Here is an 18067-nt window from a genome sequence, read left to right as displayed (position 1 = left end):
GCGTGTCATCCGTTACGCGGCCTGCACAGACCGATTGCGAGCGCGGCGACGAGACCCGATGCCGCGAATGCGACGAAATTCATCCGCACGTCGAGATGCGAGGAGGCGAACCACGCGCCGAGCATCGGACCGGCCATCGCGCCAACGCGACCGATGCCGACGGCCCAGCCCGTCGCGCTCGCTCGTGCGAACGGCCTGTAGAAGCTGGCGATGTAACCGAGCTGCACCATGGCCACGCCGATACTGCCGAGGCCGGCGAGCGCAACGAGCACGTAGTTCGTGATGACGCCACCCTTCACGGTGAGTCCGCAAATGGCGAGCGCGCCGATCACATAGCCACCGACGATTGTCTTGCGCGGCCCGAAGCGATCACCCACACGGCCAATCAGGATGCCGCCGATCGCCGAAGAGAGCATGAAGATCGCGAGAAACGACAGGCTCGAGCCGAGATCGTAGCCAAGCTTGCGCATGAGTTGCGGCAGCCAGGTCCCGAGCCCATAGATCACGAGCACGGCAGCGACCTGCGCCACCCAGAGGCAAAGCGTCGACCACCAGTTGCCGTGCGAGAACACCTCGCCGAATACGACGCGCAGCGAAGGCTTGGCGGTCGCTTCGCCCGGAACGCTGTCGAGCGACGCAATCGAGAGGCCGAGCCGTTGCGCGAGCCGATCGGCTTCGCGTCGCTTGCCGCTTGCAACGAGGTAGGCAAGGGACTCGGGCAGCATCATGAGCAGCGCCGGGACACCAAGCAGCGGCAACGCGCCCAGGGCGACGACGAAGCGCCACCCGTGTGTTGCGAGAAACGCGATACCGATCACGGCCGATACCAGCGCGCCGATGGCATAGCCCGAATACATGATCGCGAAATTGAGGTTGCGCTTCGCCGCCGGCGAATATTCGACCGTGAGCGCCGCCGCCGCGGAAATGACGCCCCCGAGGCCGAGTCCGCCAATGAAGCGCATGACGCTGAAAATGAATGGCGTAGGCGCGACGGCCGCGCCCAGCATCGACAGCGAGAACAGCGTGACGCACGCAATCAGCAGACGCTTGCGGCCGATCAGGTCCGTGAGAACGCTGATGAAATACGAACCGAACAACGTGCCGAACAAAGCCGCGCTGCTCATGGCGCCAACCTCGATCGGCGTCAATTTCCAGACCGGGTCCGCGAGCATGGAGGGAACGATCGTGCCCATGACGCCGATGTCATAGCCTTCGGTCACGATCGTGAGGAAACAAAGGGCCAGCACGCGGCGCGTCGTGCTCGCGGGTGGATCGAGGGCGATACCGTGAGGACTTTGGGAGATGGCGGCCATGGGGGATGACTTTTTCGAACGAACTACCGGAAAGAATCAGGCAAGCGCGATGCCAGTCCTCGTGCGTGACCTTGTGGCCAAGGCGTGGATGGAATGCCCCTCCGGCCCTGCGCGGCTTGCCAGCCCGGCGCAGGCGATCTCTGCTGTCTGCGCTCGAATAAAGAATGTCATTCCATTTTCGTTACGTCAAAGGTTTCAAAATAAATTTGTGCTGGCTTCGGGAAAGTCCTGGGTCGAAGTCATACCGAAGTCACGCCGCCTCGCGCGGCGCTTCGCCGAGCAGCAGCGTGGTCGTCAGCGCCGTGATGCGCTGAATGTCGCGGTGGTCGCCGATACGCTGATTGATGACGAAGCCGTCGAACGCCATCCAGATCACGTGAGCGAAAAGGTCGCCGCCGAGCGCGGCGATGCGCTCGGCGGGCAGCGCGTCCTTGAGCAGTTGTGTGAGGAAATTCTCGACCGACACCAGCAGATTGTTGGGTTTCGCGAGCCCCGCAGGCGCGCTTGCCAGCGCGTCGATCAGCGAGTTCGCGAAGGCGTTGTCGGCGGCCGGGATGTCGCCCCAGATGCCCGTCAGGATGCGCTCGATCTTCTTGCGCGGCCCGTTCAGCAGCGCCACCTCGCTTCGCAGCCGATGCAGTTGCTCGATCAGCCACGGCTCGTAGATTTCGTAAAGGATGACGAGCTTCGAGTCGAAGTAGACGTAGAGATTGGCAACCGTGGTGCCCGCGAGACGGGCGATTTCCGTCATCGTCGTTGCTGAATATCCCTTTTCGCTGAAGGCGTTGAACGCGGCCGTCAAAATGGCTTCCCGCTTGACGGCTTTTTTGATTTGCGGCACTTGAGGGCTCTCTAATGGAAGGGCGGTGGTCTGGTTCGGTCCATTCTATCAAGGCGCCACGCCTTCACCGGCGGGCGGCATGGGCGTGTAGCCGGGGGCCTCGCGGAGCATCAGAGGCGCCATCAATGACGCGACAGCCTCGACGTCGCGCACATCGCCGAGCCGCCGGTTGATCACGAAGCCGTCGAACGCCATCCAGATCAGGCGCGAAAGCATCGCGTCGTCCAGGCATGAGCCGCGCGCGGCGGATTCCGTGCCGACGCACTCCCGCAGCAGCGTGCCGACCGCGACTTCCACTTCGTTCAGGAAAGCGCTCGACGGCCCGGCGCGGGCGTGCCGTTGCGCGAGCCCGTCGATCAGGGCATTGGCGAAATTCGCGTCGGCACCCGGAATGTCGTGCCAAAGGCCGACAAGCAACTGCCGCAGCCGCCGCTCAGGCCCATCGAGCGCACGCACCTGCGCGCTCAACGTGTCGAGCCGCGAGCGCAGCCAGGGCCGATACACCTCATAGAGGATCGCGAGCTTCGAATCGAAGTACACGTACAGGTTGGCGGCGGTCATGCCAGCTGCCGAGGCGATCTGCGCCATCTTCGTCGCCGTGAAGCCTTGTTCCTGAAAGAGCGAGAGCGCGGCCTGCGCGATCTGCTCCCGTTTCCCGCACTTCATTGCATCACTCCGGCTCGTGTTGGTGCGGGCTGGTCCCGCGTTTTGCAAAAGGCAAACAAAAAGCCTTGACGGACGAATTTTTTCAAAACAGAATACCATTCATTATTAAACGACATTCGTTTTTGAGGTGAAGCCATGGTGTCCACGACCTTGCTGCCCCCCGAAGTCCCCGCACCGGCCGGCACGCTGACCGGCCGTTATCCCGAACTCGGCTCGGGCCCGATCCCAGTCGAGCCGTACATTTCGCCGGAGTACTACGAGCGCGAGAAAGAGCACATCTTCAAGAAGACGTGGCTGCAGGTCGGCCGGGTCGAGGAGATTCCGAAACCGGGCGACTACTTCGTCAAGGATCTGGCTGCGTGCGACACGTCGATCATCGTGGTGCGCAATCGCCAGGGCGAGATCCGCGCAATGCACAACGTCTGTGCGCACCGCATGAACGAGATCGTCTACGACAAGTGCGGCAACACCCGCAAGTTCTTCTGCAAGTTCCACGGCTGGGCCTACGACCTCGACGGCAACCTGACTGGCGTGCCCGACGAGAAGTGCTTCTTCGGCCTCGATCGCGAGCAGTTCGGGCTTGCACGCGTCGCGTGCGAGGTGTGGCAAGGCTTCATATTCGTGAACATGGACCCGACTCCGTCGATCTCGCTCGCGGATTACATGAAGCCGATGTTTGGCGACATCGAGGGCTATCCGTTCGACAAGCTCACTGCAGGATTCGGCTGGCAGACGGTCGTGAACTGCAACTGGAAGCTCGCGCTCGACGCATTCCAGGAGGCGTATCACGTTGCCTACGTGCATGGCAATTCGATTGCGGACGCCATCGACAAGGCCGAGAACGAAAGCATGCCGCCGCTGGACGCGCTGTGTGGCGAGTTCCATCGGCGGCTCTCGCTGGCCGGGAACCAGAAGTCCGTGTACGGCAATCCGAAGGCTGTAACCGAAGGCGGCGCCGCCGCGAAGAACGCGTTGTCGGAGCAAGGACAGAAGCGTCCTATCGCGGCCGCTGCGTTGCGCGCGGGCATCGGCAGCGCCAGGCACGCGTTTCCCCTCGACGCGCTGCCCTCCGGCGTGAACTGGACGAAGAGCCCGAACTGGCTGTTCGACATGAACATCGTGTTCCCGGACTTCTACGTTTCGCTGCGTCCGAACTACTGCCAGGCATACAACTTCCGTCCGATCTCGCACAACCAGACGCTCGTCGACGCGCGCGTGTACTACCCCGAAATGACGACGCCCGGCGGGCGCTTCTTCCTCGAATACATGAAGGTCGCCCTGCGTGACGTGCTGCTCGAGGACTTCAGCACGCTCGAGCGCACGCAGCGCGCCGCGGAAACAGGTGCGAAGAAAGTGATGGTTCTACAGGATAACGAACTGCTGGTGCGCCACGCCTATCACGTCGTCGAACGCATGCTGGCACAAGGCGTCGCGACGGGCGCGACGGTTTAACGAGGAATCGAACATGAGTACCGCAATGCATACCCGGCCGATCAACTTCATCGGCAAGAAGGCACCTGTGGCGCGATCTCTGCCCGCTGGCTTCGAGTCGCTGGCTCCGTTCGTCGAGACATGGGCGCTCGAAACCGAAACCGCGCGCAACGCGCAACGTCACGCCGTCGGCATGGAAGCGATTCTCGCGTTTCGCGACGCGATCTTGCCGCAGGTGGACGACGTCGTGGCGCATCTGAACCGCCATGCGCTCGCGACGCTCGATGAGCACGCCGATGCGATGACGTTGATGTACCTGTTGCTCTCGCTGGCCGAGATCGCGCCGGCGATCGAGTTCTATAACCAGCCGGCCGTCATCGACGGATACGAGTCCGCGCGCTTTCGCGCCGACGAGTCCTTTGTCATGCGTCCGCTGCCCTGAGCGCTCACGCGCGATCGGCCGGCGCGTCCGGCCCGTTTTTGAAGGAGCCACGAAATGGCGAAATGCCGCGTGTTTGGCATCGATCACGGCCTGCAGACCGTTGTCGAAAATGGCCTTTATATGAAGACGATGATCGGCGAGACGATGAGCGTCGCCGTGATCAAGTTCGTCGAGCAGGAGGGCAGGAACCTGCCCGCAAAGGCGCACGATCACGGCGAGGAAGCGTCGCTGCAGGTGCTTGGCTCGTGCTCGATCTTCGAGGTGCGCCCCGATACGCCTGACGTCGAACGCATGCTCGCGCAAGGCGATGCGATGATCATTCCCGCCGGTCTCCGCCACTACGGCAAGAACCGTTACGGCGCCGAAGGCGTGAGCATGCGGCTGAACGTGGTGTCGCCGCCGCGAGCGGAGTATGGCGCGCAGGACGATGCGCCGTACTACCCGCTCGCGAACAGATGAAAAGGAACGGAAATGGATTCTCGCGGTGAACACGCGATGGACGACATCGCGCAGTGTACGACGGTGAACGCGGGTGAGCGATGGCGCGATCCGCAGGCAACGAGTCAGACGGCGCGTGCTCAAGGCGCGCTGTTGACGACCGAATTCGCCGTTTTCGAACTGCACGAAGTGAGCGACGAGGCGCAGGGAGCACGCGGTGAGGAAGTCGTCGCGATCCTCGAAGGCGAGTTCGATATCGAGGCGGCTGGCGAACATTACCGGCTCGTCGCGGGGGAGGCGATCCTGATTCCGCCGCGCGAGCCGCGCCGTTTTGCGTGCATCCGTGCGAAAGGCGTGCTGTATCGCGCCGGGACCAACGTGTGAGTGGAACCATGAATCACGATTCTTCGCAACTGAATGAAGTGAAGCGCGCGGAGCATGTCGTCGTGGTCGGCGCAGGTCATGCCGGCGGGCGCGTCGTGCAGCACCTCGTCTCGCTCGGTTTCGCGGGGCGCATCACGCTGGTCGGCGACGAGCGTCATCCGCCCTACGAGCGGCCCGCGCTTTCGAAGGAGTGGCTGACGAGCGAGCAGGAGCCGTGGAGCGAGCCGTCGCCGCTCAACGCTTCGCCGCTCGCTCTGGCGCCTGCGGCATTCTGGGAGCCGTCGGCCTTGCGCGATGCGCGCATCGAGCGTTTGCACGATCGCGCGGTCGCGCTCGACGCCGCGCGGCGCGTGCTGACTCTCGCGGGCGGGGCAGAGCTGGCGTTCGACCGCCTCGTCGTGGCGACGGGCGGCGCGCCGCGCGGCGGCGCGATTCGCGGCGCGAACTTGCCGGGCGTGCACATGCTGCGCACGATCGACGACAGCCTCGCGCTGCGCCGCGCGCTGCGTACAAGCCGCGGTCTCGCGATCATCGGCGCAGGCGTGATCGGCATGGAAGTCGCATCGTCTGCGCTCGATCTCGGCGTGCCGGTGACGGTGCTCGAAGCGAGCGATCGGGTGCTCGCGCGCTGCCTGCCGCCCGTCGTGTCCGAGTGGCTGTTGCGCGAGCATCGCGCTCGCGGCGCGCGCGTCGAGCTGGGCGTGGCCGTCGAGGCGATCGTCGAGCCCGCAAATCAAGCCACTGGCGATGCAAAACCAGGGCGCTACGCCGTGTGTTGCAAGGCCAAGGCTGGCGAGCAAGCGCCATCGCTCGAACCCTTCGAAGTCACGGCCGACACGATCCTGATCGCGATTGGCGTCGATTGCGCGCCGGCGTTTCTTGAGGGCACCGGGCTTGCCGGACGCCAGGGCGTCGATGTCGACACGATGTGCCGCAGCCCGGGCGCGCCGTGGCTCCACGCGGTCGGCGACGTCGCGCATGTGTTGAGCGGCACGCACGAGCGCGGCGGTCTGCGTCAGGAAACCTGGCGCAACGCCGAGAATCAGGCGCTCGCTGTCGCGCAGGCGCTCGTCGGCCGTCCGCAGCCGTATCGCGAAACGCCGTGGATGTGGACCGATCAGCTCGGCAACAACATCCAGGTCGTCGGCCAGCCCGATCCAAGCGACGAGGTCGTGCTGCGCGGCGAGCCGGGCGCCGGACCCTGCGCGGCGCTCAGCGTGCGCGATGGGCGGATCGTAGCGGGCGTGCTCGTGAACGCGGGCCGCGAGCGGCGCTTCCTCGAGAAGCTTGTCGCAAGCGCGACGCCCGTGGACCTCGCGCGGCTCGCGGACACGCGCACGTCGCTCAAGGAGCTTGCCGCATGAACGCCATCTCGATGGGACTGGCTGGCGCGCGCACCTGCAACGACGCGCCCGATGCGTCGTCGCACGGCGACGCGCAGGTGGCGGCACTTGCGGCGCGCGTCGCGCGGCTCGAAGCCATCGAAGCGATCCGCGCGCTCAAGGCGCACTACGGCGCGCTCGCCGACGCGAAGTACGCCGACGACTACCGCAAGCTCGACGCCGGGGCGCTAGAGGACATTGCGCGCCAGCAGGCCGCCTGTTTCACCGAGGACGCGGTCTGGGCGGCCGGCAATGGCTTCGGCGGCGACCTCGTCGGCCGGGAGGCCATCGAGCGCTGGTTTCTCGCGTCGCCGTGGCGCTTCGCGATGCACTACTACGTCAGTGAGACGCTGAGCGTGGACGTCGCGCGCGGCGAAGCGCAGGCGAACTGGCGGCTGATGCAGGTGGCGCTGCGCGAGGGCGCCGATGCGGGCGCGGTGTGGCTCGGCGCGGTGACGACCGAGCGCTACCGGCGCGACGCGGCGAGCGGCCTCTGGCTGATCAGCTACATGAAGTTCGAAGCGCTCCACATGATGACCCTGGCCGACGGACAGCTGCCGATCGCCCGAAATTTCGCGGATCTCGACGCCATGCGCGTCGCCCGCACCGAGGACAAACAGCCATGACAGAAACCGTAGCGTCGCCTTGCGCGACCCATACCGAAACCAGCGCCGAATCGCGCTGCTGTGGCGAGATCGCGCTTGATATCGCAGAACATGCGTGCCAGGTACTGCAGAACACGCGAGTCAACGCCGAGTACCGGCACATGATCGTGGCGACGCCGGCGGGTGCCGCGAGCGCGCAGCCGGGCCAGTTCTTCCATCTGGCGTGCCCGCCGGGCGCCGCCGGCACATCGTTCCTGCGCCGGCCGATGAGCGTCTATGGCGCCGATCCGGTGCTGCGCACGGTCGAGTTTCTCTACAAAGTGCAGGGCACCGGCACGCAAGGGCTGGCCACGATGCAGCCGGGCGATACGCTCGATGCGCTCGGGCCCCTCGGGTGCGGCTTCCAGTTACCGGAAGGCACACGCCATGTGCTGCTCGTGGCGCGCGGTGCCGGCCTCGCGACGCTGGCGCCGCTCGCGGCGCGCGCGATCACACTCGGCGCGCGCGTCACCGCGGTGCTCAGCGCGCGCAGCCACGCGTTCGTGATGTCCGCCGACCGGCTGCGCGAAGCTGGCGCGACGGTTCACATCGTCACCGATGAAGACGGCAGTAGCGATCCCGCGCGGCTCGAAGCGCAACTCGAAGCGCTGCACGCCGAAGCGCCGTTCGACTTCCTCTCCACGTGCGGTTCGAACCGTCTTCTCATGCTGCTCCAGAAGCTCGGCAAGGCATGGAACGTGGCCGGACAGACCGCGATCGAGCAGCACATGGGCTGCGGCATCGGCTCGTGCTATGCGTGCGTTCGTCCGTTCCGCGAGCAGGCGGATTCCGACCGTCTGACTTTCCGACGCGTGTGCTGCGAAGGCCCCGTCTTCGATTTACAGGAAACGACATCATGGTAGATCTGAGCGTCAAGGTGGGCGGCCTCACGCTCGCCAATCCCGTCATGCCCGCGTCCGGCACCTTCGCGGACGGCAACGCGCGCGTGTTCGATCTCAATTGCCTCGGCGCGATCGTCACCAAGACGATCACCGCCGACATCCGCGAAGGCGTGCCGCCGCCGCGCGTCGCCGAGTTCAAGGATGCGACGCTGTTCTCGATCGGCATTCCGAGCAAGGGCGCGGACTATTACATCAACACAACGGTGCCGTTCTATCAGCGCTATACGCCGCCGATCGTGGGCAGCATCTCCGCGAATTCGGCGGCCGAATTCGGCGAGCTTGCGGCGCGCATCGGCAAGAGCGGCATCGCGGCAATCGAAGCGAACGTATCGTGCCCCAACCTGAAGAAGAACGGCAAAGCGTTCGGCATGGACCCCGACGCCACGTACCAGGTCGTGAGTGCGATGAAGTCCAGCACCGGCATTCCCGTGTGGGTCAAGATGACGCCGAATGCGGGCAACATGGTTGAAGTCGCGCTCGCCGCGCAAGCCGCCGGCGCCGACGCGCTCGTGTGCAGCAACGCGATCCTCGCGATGGCAATCGACGTGCAGACGTTCAAGCCGCGCGTCGCGAATGTGATGGGCGGCCTGACCGGCGCGGCGACCAAGCCGATTCTGCTGCGCATGGCCTACCAGTGCGCGGAGGCCGTGGAGATTCCCGTCATTGGCTGCGGCGGCATCAGCACGGCGGAAGACGCCATTGAATTCATGCTTGCCGGTTGCACGGCGGTGCAGGTGGGCACGGCCAACTTCGTCACGCCGAATGCAATGCCGCGCGTCATCGACGGGCTACGCGCGTTCTGCGAGCAACGTGGGATTGCGCGCATCGTGGATCTGGTCGGCGCGATGAAGCGTCACGACGTCATCAATCTTCAGAAGGACTATGTGCTATGACGGTCATTCCTATTGCCTCCGTGTGCGCTCGCACGGTTCACGCTCCCGAAGCGGCGGTCACGACCGCCCGCGCGGTGGCAGCCGCCGCCGATGCGTGGCATCTCATCGGCGCACTCGATCGCTGCTTCGACGGCAACGATTGTCTGGGTGTGACGATCGAATCGGTGAAGGTCGGTCTCTTTCACGTCAATGGCGAGATCCACGCGCTCGACGACATCTGCACACACGGCAACGCGCTTTTGAGCGAGGGCTTTCTCGACGGTCACGAGATCGAATGTCCGCTGCACGCAGGCCTCGTCGACGTGCGCACAGGCGAGGGCACGACGGCGCCGATCGTGCGCGCTACGCGCCGCCACGAAGTGCGCATCGACAATGGCAATCTTTACGTTCGCCTGAGCCGCTGAAATGACGGGCTATCCTTCCACTGGAACATCGCGCGCGCCGAAGATCGCTGTGATCGGCACGGGCGGGACGTTCGCGATGCATGCGCGCGGACCATTCGACTGGATCGAGTATTCGGAAAGCGGCGTCGTGCATCCGATCGATTCGTTGCTCGCGACGCTCGGCGAACTTGCGCCTGATGTCGAACTACTGCCCATCACGTTCCGTAGCCTGGGCAGCGTGGCGATCCAGCCGGCAGATTGGGTCGAACTGGCGCGCCTGATCCGGCGAGCGGCGCTCGACGATCCGTCGATCACGGGCTTCATCGTGACGCACGGCACGGCCACGCTCGAAGAAACGGCATGGTTCCTGCAACTCGTGCTCGATATCGCGCAGCCGGTGATCGTCACAGGAGCGCAGCGGCCGGCCAACACCGCGGGCAGCGATGTGTTCGCAAACCTGCGAGGGGCGATCGCCGCCGCACGCGACGCCGCGAGTGCCGAACACGGCGTGCTCGTCGCGATGGACGGCTGGCTGTTCTCGCCGCGCGACGTGACGAAGGCGGCCAGCTTCGAACTGAACGCATTCGAGTCACCGGGCTTCGGGCCGGTTGCGCGCATCGAACCCGATGCGCGTGTCACCTGGCGGCGCGGGGCAGCCACACGGCGCGGCATGGACGGGCCAGCCTGGTTCGCCCGCGCGCTGCGCGAAGCGGATGCACCGTTCGCGCTGCCGCGCGTCGATATCGTCATGTCGTATGCGGGCGCCGACGGCACCGCCATCGACAGTCTCGTCGCGGCGGGCAGCGCGGGGCTCGTCAGCGCGGGGCTCGTGCCGGGACGGCCGGCGGCGGGCGAAGCGGCGGCGTATCGCCGGGCTGTGGAGGCCGGTGTGGCCGTCGTGCAGTCGAGCCGCGCCGCGCGCGGCGTCGTGCCGCCCCAGGCGTTTCTCGCGCGCGACGGCGTGATCGCCGGCGGCGATCTCGCGCCGCAAAAGCTGCGTATCGCCCTGATGCTCGCGCTGACCTTGAGCGGCGATGCAACGTGCGATCCGGCGCAGCGGCGCGAATCCATCCAGACTATCCTGCTGACGTTGTGACCGCGTTAACACCTGAATGGGCCGCTAAGGAGACATTTCGAATCATGCAGTTTTCATATCTCGTGACGTGGGTGCACGCCGATCCGGCTGCGCGCATCGCCGCCGACGATCTCGAGCGCATCGCCGCGGTCGTCAACGCGACGCCCGCGTTGTGTCGCTCGCGCCTCTACACACCTGAATCGGCCGAAGACTACTACACGCAGGACGGCCCGTCGCCCACCTTCGCGATGCAGCTCGATTACGGCACGGTGTTCGATCTGGAAGCGCCGATCGCCGCGGGCGGTCACCTGCAAGCGCTCGCCGCGGCCGATTTTCCCAGTCTCGCCGGATGTCGTGTCGAACAGCAGGCGATGCTGCGCCGGCCGTTTCCCGTCGCCGATTCCGAAGCGCGCGTGCCGCAAGGCGCGCTGCCGTGTCAGTTTCTGGTTCACTATCCGGGTCGCGCGCTCGACTTCGACGAGTGGATCAACTATTACCTCACGCACCATCCGCAGATCATGTTCGACTTCCCGGGCGTGCGCGAGATCGAAGTTTTCACGCGCATCGACTGGCTCGATGCGATGCCGTGGACGCGGGTGCACTACATGCAGCGCAACAAGCTCATGTTCGACAGCGCGCAAGCGATCACCGACGCGATGCATTCGCCGGTTCGTCACACAATGCGCCAGGACTTCGAGCAATTCCCGCCGTTCGAGGGCGGCAACATCCATCATCCGATGGCGGCGCGCACGGCCGTCTTCGACTGACTCGACGGGCGAGGAATGGTCATGAGCATCGGCTTCGGTCATCTGGCGCGCATCGGACATCTGTATCCGTCGGGCGGGTTGTGCGACTTCGAAATTCAGGCGATGGCGCCCGAGGGCGTACAGTTCTTAACAACGCGTCTGCCGTTTCGCGACACGTCGATCGAATCCGATCGCACGCTGATCGACGACATCGAACTGCACGCCCAACTGCTTGCCGACGCGAAGGTCGACTTGATCGCGACCAATTGCACGGCGGCCGGAGTCGTGAATGGTCCGGAAGCGATCAATGCACGGGTCGAGGCCGCGACGAACATCGCGGCCGTCACGACGATCGAGGCCGTGCTCGCCGCGTGCGACGCCGTCGGCGCACGGAAACTGGGGCTAGTGACCGCGTATGGACCGCACGTCGTTGCGAAAGAGAAGACTTTTCTTGCCGAGCGCGGCTTCGAGGTCGTCGCCGAATCGAGCCGTGCCTGCGCGACGCCATACGAGCAGGGTACGTTGTCACCGGAGGTGTGGTTGCAAATCGCCACAAGCTTGCCGCGCGAATTCGACGCGCTGCTGATCAGTTGCGCGGGGATTCGGGTCAGCAGTGTCATCCAGTCAATCGAAGACGGGATCGGCCGCCCCGTGATCGCCAGCAATTCGGCTTTGTTGTGGTATTGCTTGAAGAAGCTGGGGGTTATGTCGTCGTCCGGTGGGTATGGGGTGTTGCTGGGGCGATGAATCGGACACGTACGCGGCCGGATGGTATGCCAGCCACTCGCATTCCGGCGAACAGGCGGCCGCGAGTGGGAGCGACCGAGGTGAACTTCCTCACGAATTCTGAAATACTGTTTTTCTGCTGCCAGTAGTGCCGCTCACTGGTACCGCGCGATGACCACGACAGATAGGCAGGAATCGCTCAATTGAGACGCGAGAAAGTAATGGCGATCAATAAAGCCACGGACTAAGATCGCGTGATCGCTGCGCCAACGCTTAAGGCAATGATCTCGACCGAGGACCTGCACTTTTTCATCACGCTCACGAGCGCCGTCTCGCTGGCGGATGCCGCACGCAAGCTCGATGTCACACCGCCCGCGGTTACGCAGCGACTTCGTCTTCTGGAAAACCGGCTGGGCATGCGGTTAATCGACCGGTCAGGCCGGCGCATGGTGCTCACCGACGAGGGCGAACTGCTTGCGGTACACGCGCGCCGGATCTGCGATGACATCGGCAATCTGTCCGATACACTCGCGTCGCGACGCGGCACGGTGGCCGGGCATCTGCGCGTGATCGCTCCGCTCGGTTTCGGGCAACGTTACGTCGCTCCGGCCATTGCTCAATTTCGCAGCCTGTATCCTGAAGTGAGCGCAAGCCTTATGTTGTCCGATCGCCCCGCGCGCTTTTCGGACGACATGTGGGACCTGATGGTGCATATCGGCGAATTGCGCGATTCGTCGCTCGTCAGCCGGCGCCTTGCACCTAATCGCCGTATCCTGTGCGCCGCGCCGCGCTACCTGGCGCGGCGCGGAGCGCCACAGCATCCGGACGAACTGCGCATGCACGACTGCATCGCGCTGCGCGAAAACGATGAAGACGTGACGATGTGGCGTTTCACGCCGAAACACCAGGGCGCGCCGGCGAGCGTCAGGATCGAGCCGGTGCTGACCAGCAATGACGGTGGCACCGTGCGAGATTGGGCGCTTGCCGGGCTCGGCATCATTGCGCGTTCCGAGTGGGACGTCGCCGAACATCTGCACGCGGGGCGGCTTGTCGCACTGCTCGACGCATGGACGCAACCGGACGCGGACATCGTCGCATTGATCAGCTCGCGGCATGGACGCTCGCTGCGCGCGACGCGTTTTCTCGAGCTTCTCCACGCGTCGACATTGCAACAGCCGTGGCTGCCGCGCGTCGGCAGCGAACAGGCTCAGCATGATCAGCGCGTGCAGGACCTGTGCGCCGATGAGTCGACGGTACGTACAACCGCAGCCTGACCCTATGTGACCGCGCGCGGCGACGCTGCGATGCGACCAGACGTCATCGCGCACGTCAATCCCGGTAGTCGGGTTCCAGCTTGTCCAGTCTGCGTTTGATGCTATCGAGGTGCAGCTGACTGCCTTCGTCGGCGACAGACTCCATTTGTTCGAAGGTCAAGCGCGCGATGCCGGGATCGACTGGCTTGAGCGGCACGCCTGTTGAAAGCGCCAGGCGTTCTACTTCGCACACACGTTCGAGATAGTAAAGATCGTCCCATGCCTGCGCGATGCTTCGAGCCACGACCATGACGCCGTGGTTCTTCAGGAAGATCACGTCCGCGCTCCCGAGCGCGGTGGCGATGCGGTCGCCCTCACCGCTGTCAAACGCGAGGCCGCCGTAGTGCTCATCCACGGCGAGCCGGCCATAAAACCTCAGCGACGTCTGGCCGGCCCATCTCAATGGCGGCCCCTCGAGCATTGACAACGCGGTCGCGTTCGGCATGTGGGTATGAAAGCAGGCGACCGCATGGGGATGACGCATGTGCACCCGCGCATGGATATGAAAGGCCGTGCTTTCGGGCTTTCCCTCTCCCGCAAGAACATCACCGTCGAAGTTGCAGACCAGCAGGCTGGACGCGGTGATTTCATCGAATGCGTAACCGAGCGGGTTGACCAGAAAGAGCGTCGGATAGCCCGGCACCAACGCGGAGAAGTGATTGCAAATCCCCTCGTGAAGGCCGAGTCGCGAAGCCATGCGAAAGCACGCGGCAAGATCGATGCGCGCCTGCCGTATGGCTGGGGCATTCAAATCGTCAGCCGTAGGGCGTGAGCTTGAACACATTGTGGCGCGTGTGGAAGCGACATCAGTCATGCTCTCTACCCGGACGTCTCCCGCCTGCGGGAACTGCGGTTGAGCGCAGGGGCAGCTCAACCGCGTTGCGCAACCTTTCGACGTACCGGTCCTTTGGAAAACAGATTGCCTGGTATGGTCCGGCCGTTTGTCCGGTCCTGCCCGCCAAGCGCCTTAAGCGGTGCCGGGCCTGAGTTTGCGCTGATACTACCAGGGCCCCACGCCAGCGAGGTCGCCACACCTGTTTCGCAGGCGCGATCATGAAGCTGAGTCCGTGAAATTCCAGATCCCGTGTGTCCGGCATCAAGAGGCGCCACGCGGGGTGCGCTCGCTCAGCGGCTGCAACGCCGCACGGCTTGTGCGCTCTACAAACAGCACCATCATCGCGGATACGCACATCATTCCCGCAACACCGAGCATCGGCACACGATAGGAGCCGGTCATATCGTGCAGCCAGCCGGTAGCGTAAGGTCCGAGGAAGCCCGCCAGCGTGCCGATCGTATTGATGAGCCCAATACCCGACGCAGCCGCGGCATTGCTGAGATAGCGCGGAGGCAACTGCCAGAACGATGCATGCGGGGTGTAGACGCCGACTGCGCCGAGCGTAAACGCGGCCATGACCTCGTACGGCGATGAAAGGAACAGCGCTGCGGCGAACGACAAGCCGCCGAGCGCCGTCGGGATCGCAACGTGCCAGGCGCTGAGCGTGGTTCGTCGCGCATAGTGTCCCCACAACAGGATAGTCACCGCCGACACCGCAAACGGAACGGCGGTGATCAGTCCAACCTGGAACACCGAATACTTGACGGCGAACATGCGGGAGAACTCAGCGACAATCTGCGGCAAGAAGAACGACAGCGCGACGACGCCGATATTGATTCCGAAGTAGATCAGTCCGAATGCGAGCACTCGCCGATCCAGCAACGCAAGCCACGCGCTTTTCGGCGACACCCGCTGCGCTTCCTGCCTCTCCACGGCGAGCGCCTGGCTCAGTTCGGCGCGCTCGTCGACGGTCAACCACTGGGCGTCATCGGGGCGGTCTTTCATGACGATGAACGTGACGACGCCAAGTGCGATCGCCGGCAGTCCTTCGATGAAGAACATCGAGCGCCAGCCGGGCCACCCGAAGAGATGCACATGCTCCATGACGAGCGTCGAGATCGGCGCGCCGAGCATGTTCGACAGCGGGATGGCGAGAAAGAGCAGTGACATCAGCCACACCCGTTCCTGCCTCGGCAGCCAGAACGTGACATACAGCACCATCCCCGGGAAAAATCCGGACTCTGCGATACCGAGGAGAAAGCGCACCGCGTACAACATGTGGGCGCTGTTGACGAATGCGGTCAGCGAAGCGATCACCCCCCAGGTGACGAGAATACGCGTCATCCACAGCCGCGCGCCGAATCGCGCCAGCATCAGGTTGCTCGGCACGGCGACGAGAATGTACCCCGCATAGAAGAGGCCGGCCGCCAACCCGAACTGGGACACCGACATGCCGAGTTCGCGATTCATTGTCAGCGCCGCGTAGCCGACGTTCGCCCGGTCCATCTGGTTGACCATATAGAGCAGAATCAATAGCGGCGCAAGGCGCAGGATGACTTTCCGCGCGGTCTGCGGTCTGATTCGCGTTGCGTGTGCTGTATCGTTCACCGGGAAAGTCCTCTCGTGTAACAGTACGTGCCGGGGGCTTGCCGTGCAGACGGGGCGACTTCGCTGGATGGTGCGTTCATCGCAGTTCACTCCTCGGCAGGACCGCACGAACCGTCGGACTCCACGTTGAAACGTCGTCCAGTGGAATGGCAGGCCGCGGCAGCTTCCTGAAATCGAATCGTGCGAGGATCGGGGAAGTCAGGCCCGGTGCATCGACGCTCACGATCTGTGCGTCGGAGAAGAATTCGTCGAATGCCGCCCTGAAATGTCCGCGCGACTTCAGGACGACGACGCGCGCACGCGCAATGTCGATGCCGAACATCTCGAAGAACATCGGCTCGTGGCACTGATGCCGCTTGCTGATGACGATGACCGTCACGCCGCCGATCTGCAGCGCCGCGCACGGTCCAAGGTCGAAGCTGCAGCCCGCCAGTTGTCCGCGTCGGCCGACACCTTTGCCGTCGTGCAGTTTCAGCACGCGGGCAGGCGCATCGAACGGCTCCGAATGCACGGTGGTCTCGGTACGATTGAAACGCGCAACGAGCGTTTGCCCGGTGCCTGCCGCATACGCGTCCACCACGAGGTCCGGATCGGTGATGACGCCGAGGATCGCATCCTGCACCTCGTACTGGAGGAGCGCCTTGAGCACGAACGGCGTGTTGCCGCGCCCGCCGCCCCCCGGGTTGTCAGCCACGTCGGCCAGCAGCAGGGGCGCCAGCGAAGGGTCGTCGCTCGTCGCTTTGGCGAGGCGGACCGCTTCGTCGACGGGTGTCAGAACCGGAGTGAATGCGGCACGCTCCTGCCATGCATACGACACAAGATCATTCGCCACCTGGTGTGCGAGCGGCGCGTCGCCGCGCGTCGTAACGAGCACCGTCAAGCCGTTCTTCGGCGTGTCCGCAAACGCAAAGCCGCCGACGATCGAGACGTTCACGATGCGCGGGTCGTCCAGCGCTTCCGCGCGCCGGATCATCTCCGCATAGGGTCCGGTTCCTGGGGCGGTCAGCAACTGGGTCGGAGGCGCGCAGACGGGCATGCGTACGTGCGCGACAGCGGTGCGCATGCCGTTTGTCAATTCTGTGAGGATGCGGGCGGCCTCGGCGCCACGCTCGGCCATATCGGTATGAGGATTGCGACGGTACGAGATCAGTGCGTCAACGGCGTCCACCATCCGGTCGGACACATTCGCGTGCAGGTCGATCGTGGCCACAATCGGGACCGTGGGTCCGACGATACTGCGTACGAGCGTGAAAACCGCGCCGTCGGGATCGTCTTCCTCTGTCGTGATGGCGGCGCCATGCTCACAGATATAAACGGCGTCGAGCGGTAACGCCTCACGTAACCGATGTTCGAATTCGCGCAGCGTGTCGGCGAAAAATGCGTGTTCGACAGGGCCGCCCGACTCCGCGTTGGCAAAGAGGATCGGGACAGGCGTCCACGGAGAGGTCGCATCCATCGTTCGAACGAACGCGGGAATTTCCGGCGTCATCACCGGCGCTTCTTTTCGGGCGTCGTCCAGCAACGAGGCTGCTGGCAAGTACGCGCGCGATACGAAATCGGCACGCGTGGAGACCGGCGCAAACCGGTTCGACTCGATCGCGAAGCCAAGAATGGCAATACGCGGGCTTTTCATCAATCGCTCCTCATCGCCGGCGCGACGCCTGGAATGGCATCGGACACTGGCGTTCCCGGTGGATCATCAACACATCATTGCGTTGCTTTCGGCGACGCGACGGTGCACCGCCAGCATGCTGGCGTCGGCACGTGAATTCGCATGCTTGGGAAAAGTATTGGTTGCCAAAAAGCCGTCAGGGTTAACGTCGACTGATTGCTCCGTTCACATTTGAGTTAACGGTCTCGCATATGCGTGCAGCGGGCAGAAACGGCAGCAGCGGAGATCAGGGAAGTGCGATGCAGGACGAGGATGGGCGATCCGATGACGAGGGCCGCCCAGCAATGACGCAATTACCTGAGAAACCTTTGGCCAATTCCGGCATGCCTCAGGAGCAGGGCCGCGCGTTGTGAGCGCAAGAAGCAACCCTGTG

19 protein-coding genes are annotated in these 18067 nt (G+C 64.2%); 13 read left to right on the top strand and 6 right to left on the bottom strand.

What is annotated here, in order from left to right; translation table 11 throughout:
- Window positions 1–5 precede the first annotated feature (5 nt).
- From FVF58_RS36340 to FVF58_RS36330, 3 genes are all read right to left on the bottom strand, one after another.
- Window positions 6–1313 carry an MFS transporter gene (locus FVF58_RS36340; RefSeq protein ID WP_149674544.1) on the bottom strand — a complete coding sequence of 436 codons (1308 nt, stop codon included), beginning with the start codon at window positions 1311–1313 and terminating at the stop codon, window positions 6–8.
- Between the two features lie 250 nt (window positions 1314–1563).
- A complete protein-coding gene (locus FVF58_RS36335) occupies window positions 1564–2154 on the bottom strand; it encodes a TetR/AcrR family transcriptional regulator (RefSeq protein ID WP_149674543.1) in 591 nt (196 codons plus the stop codon).
- Between the two features lie 48 nt (window positions 2155–2202).
- Complete coding sequence (locus FVF58_RS36330; protein WP_188131031.1) at window positions 2203–2820, bottom strand: TetR/AcrR family transcriptional regulator; 618 nt, start codon at window positions 2818–2820, stop codon at window positions 2203–2205.
- 135 nt (window positions 2821–2955) lie between these two features.
- Between FVF58_RS36330 and FVF58_RS36325 the strand changes: the two genes are divergently transcribed.
- The 13 genes from FVF58_RS36325 to FVF58_RS36265 all read left to right on the top strand — a co-directional run bounded on the left by FVF58_RS36325 (window position 2956) and on the right by FVF58_RS36265 (window position 13540).
- On the top strand, window positions 2956–4272 hold the full coding sequence (locus tag FVF58_RS36325; RefSeq protein WP_149674541.1) for an aromatic ring-hydroxylating oxygenase subunit alpha: 1317 nt from the start codon (window positions 2956–2958) through the stop codon (window positions 4270–4272).
- A 13-nt stretch (window positions 4273–4285) separates the two neighbouring features.
- Window positions 4286–4693: a hypothetical protein gene (locus FVF58_RS36320; RefSeq protein ID WP_149674540.1), complete on the top strand. Its 408-nt coding sequence runs from the start codon at window positions 4286–4288 to the stop codon at window positions 4691–4693.
- Between the two features lie 54 nt (window positions 4694–4747).
- Window positions 4748–5152, top strand: a complete 405-nt coding sequence (locus FVF58_RS36315; protein WP_149674539.1) for a cupin domain-containing protein — start codon at window positions 4748–4750, stop codon at window positions 5150–5152.
- A 12-nt stretch (window positions 5153–5164) separates the two neighbouring features.
- Window positions 5165–5515, top strand: a complete 351-nt coding sequence (locus FVF58_RS36310; RefSeq protein WP_149674538.1) for a cupin domain-containing protein — start codon at window positions 5165–5167, stop codon at window positions 5513–5515.
- 8 nt (window positions 5516–5523) lie between these two features.
- Window positions 5524–6879, top strand: coding sequence for an NAD(P)/FAD-dependent oxidoreductase (locus FVF58_RS36305; RefSeq protein WP_149674537.1), 1356 nt, complete (start codon window positions 5524–5526; stop codon window positions 6877–6879).
- Window positions 6876–7523, top strand: a complete 648-nt coding sequence (locus FVF58_RS36300; protein ID WP_149674536.1) for a nuclear transport factor 2 family protein — start codon at window positions 6876–6878, stop codon at window positions 7521–7523. Before FVF58_RS36305 ends, FVF58_RS36300 begins: the two co-directional genes overlap by 4 nt.
- On the top strand, window positions 7520–8404 hold the full coding sequence (locus FVF58_RS36295; RefSeq protein WP_149674535.1) for a dihydroorotate dehydrogenase electron transfer subunit: 885 nt from the start codon (window positions 7520–7522) through the stop codon (window positions 8402–8404). Before FVF58_RS36300 ends, FVF58_RS36295 begins: the two co-directional genes overlap by 4 nt.
- Window positions 8398–9336, top strand: coding sequence for a dihydroorotate dehydrogenase (locus FVF58_RS36290; protein WP_149674534.1), 939 nt, complete (start codon window positions 8398–8400; stop codon window positions 9334–9336). The genes FVF58_RS36295 and FVF58_RS36290 overlap by 7 nt, the downstream gene beginning before the upstream one ends.
- Entirely contained in the window at window positions 9333–9740 is a 408-nt protein-coding gene (locus FVF58_RS36285) for a non-heme iron oxygenase ferredoxin subunit (RefSeq protein WP_149674533.1), read from the top strand. The genes FVF58_RS36290 and FVF58_RS36285 overlap by 4 nt, the downstream gene beginning before the upstream one ends.
- Before the next feature lies 1 nt (window position 9741).
- Window positions 9742–10815: an asparaginase gene (locus FVF58_RS36280; RefSeq protein WP_149674532.1), complete on the top strand. Its 1074-nt coding sequence runs from the start codon at window positions 9742–9744 to the stop codon at window positions 10813–10815.
- 44 nt (window positions 10816–10859) lie between these two features.
- Window positions 10860–11561, top strand: a complete 702-nt coding sequence (locus tag FVF58_RS36275; RefSeq protein ID WP_149674531.1) for a hypothetical protein — start codon at window positions 10860–10862, stop codon at window positions 11559–11561.
- 21 nt (window positions 11562–11582) lie between these two features.
- Window positions 11583–12287 carry a maleate cis-trans isomerase family protein gene (locus FVF58_RS36270; protein ID WP_149674530.1) on the top strand — a complete coding sequence of 235 codons (705 nt, stop codon included), beginning with the start codon at window positions 11583–11585 and terminating at the stop codon, window positions 12285–12287.
- A 260-nt stretch (window positions 12288–12547) separates the two neighbouring features.
- Window positions 12548–13540: a LysR family transcriptional regulator gene (locus tag FVF58_RS36265; RefSeq protein ID WP_149674529.1), complete on the top strand. Its 993-nt coding sequence runs from the start codon at window positions 12548–12550 to the stop codon at window positions 13538–13540.
- A 55-nt stretch (window positions 13541–13595) separates the two neighbouring features.
- Here the strand turns inward: FVF58_RS36265 and FVF58_RS36260 are convergent, their stop codons facing one another.
- The 3 genes from FVF58_RS36260 to FVF58_RS36250 form a co-directional block, all read right to left on the bottom strand.
- Window positions 13596–14363, bottom strand: coding sequence for an aldolase (locus FVF58_RS36260; protein WP_149674590.1), 768 nt, complete (start codon window positions 14361–14363; stop codon window positions 13596–13598).
- Between the two features lie 312 nt (window positions 14364–14675).
- The gene (locus FVF58_RS36255; protein ID WP_223191191.1) at window positions 14676–16022 is read right to left on the bottom strand and encodes an MFS transporter; all 1347 of its coding nucleotides are present in this window, start codon (window positions 16020–16022) and stop codon (window positions 14676–14678) included.
- Window positions 16023–16098: 76 nt separating this feature from the next.
- Entirely contained in the window at window positions 16099–17655 is a 1557-nt protein-coding gene (locus tag FVF58_RS36250) for a M81 family metallopeptidase (protein WP_149674528.1), read from the bottom strand.
- Between the last annotated feature and the right edge of the window lie 412 nt (window positions 17656–18067).

Origin of the sequence: Paraburkholderia panacisoli (genome assembly GCF_008369935.1) — a bacterium.
In the GTDB taxonomy this organism is placed as follows: domain Bacteria; phylum Pseudomonadota; class Gammaproteobacteria; order Burkholderiales; family Burkholderiaceae; genus Paraburkholderia; species Paraburkholderia panacisoli.
The sequence above is the reverse complement of the archived record's forward strand: the minus strand, read 5'-3'. Positions and strand labels throughout refer to the sequence as shown.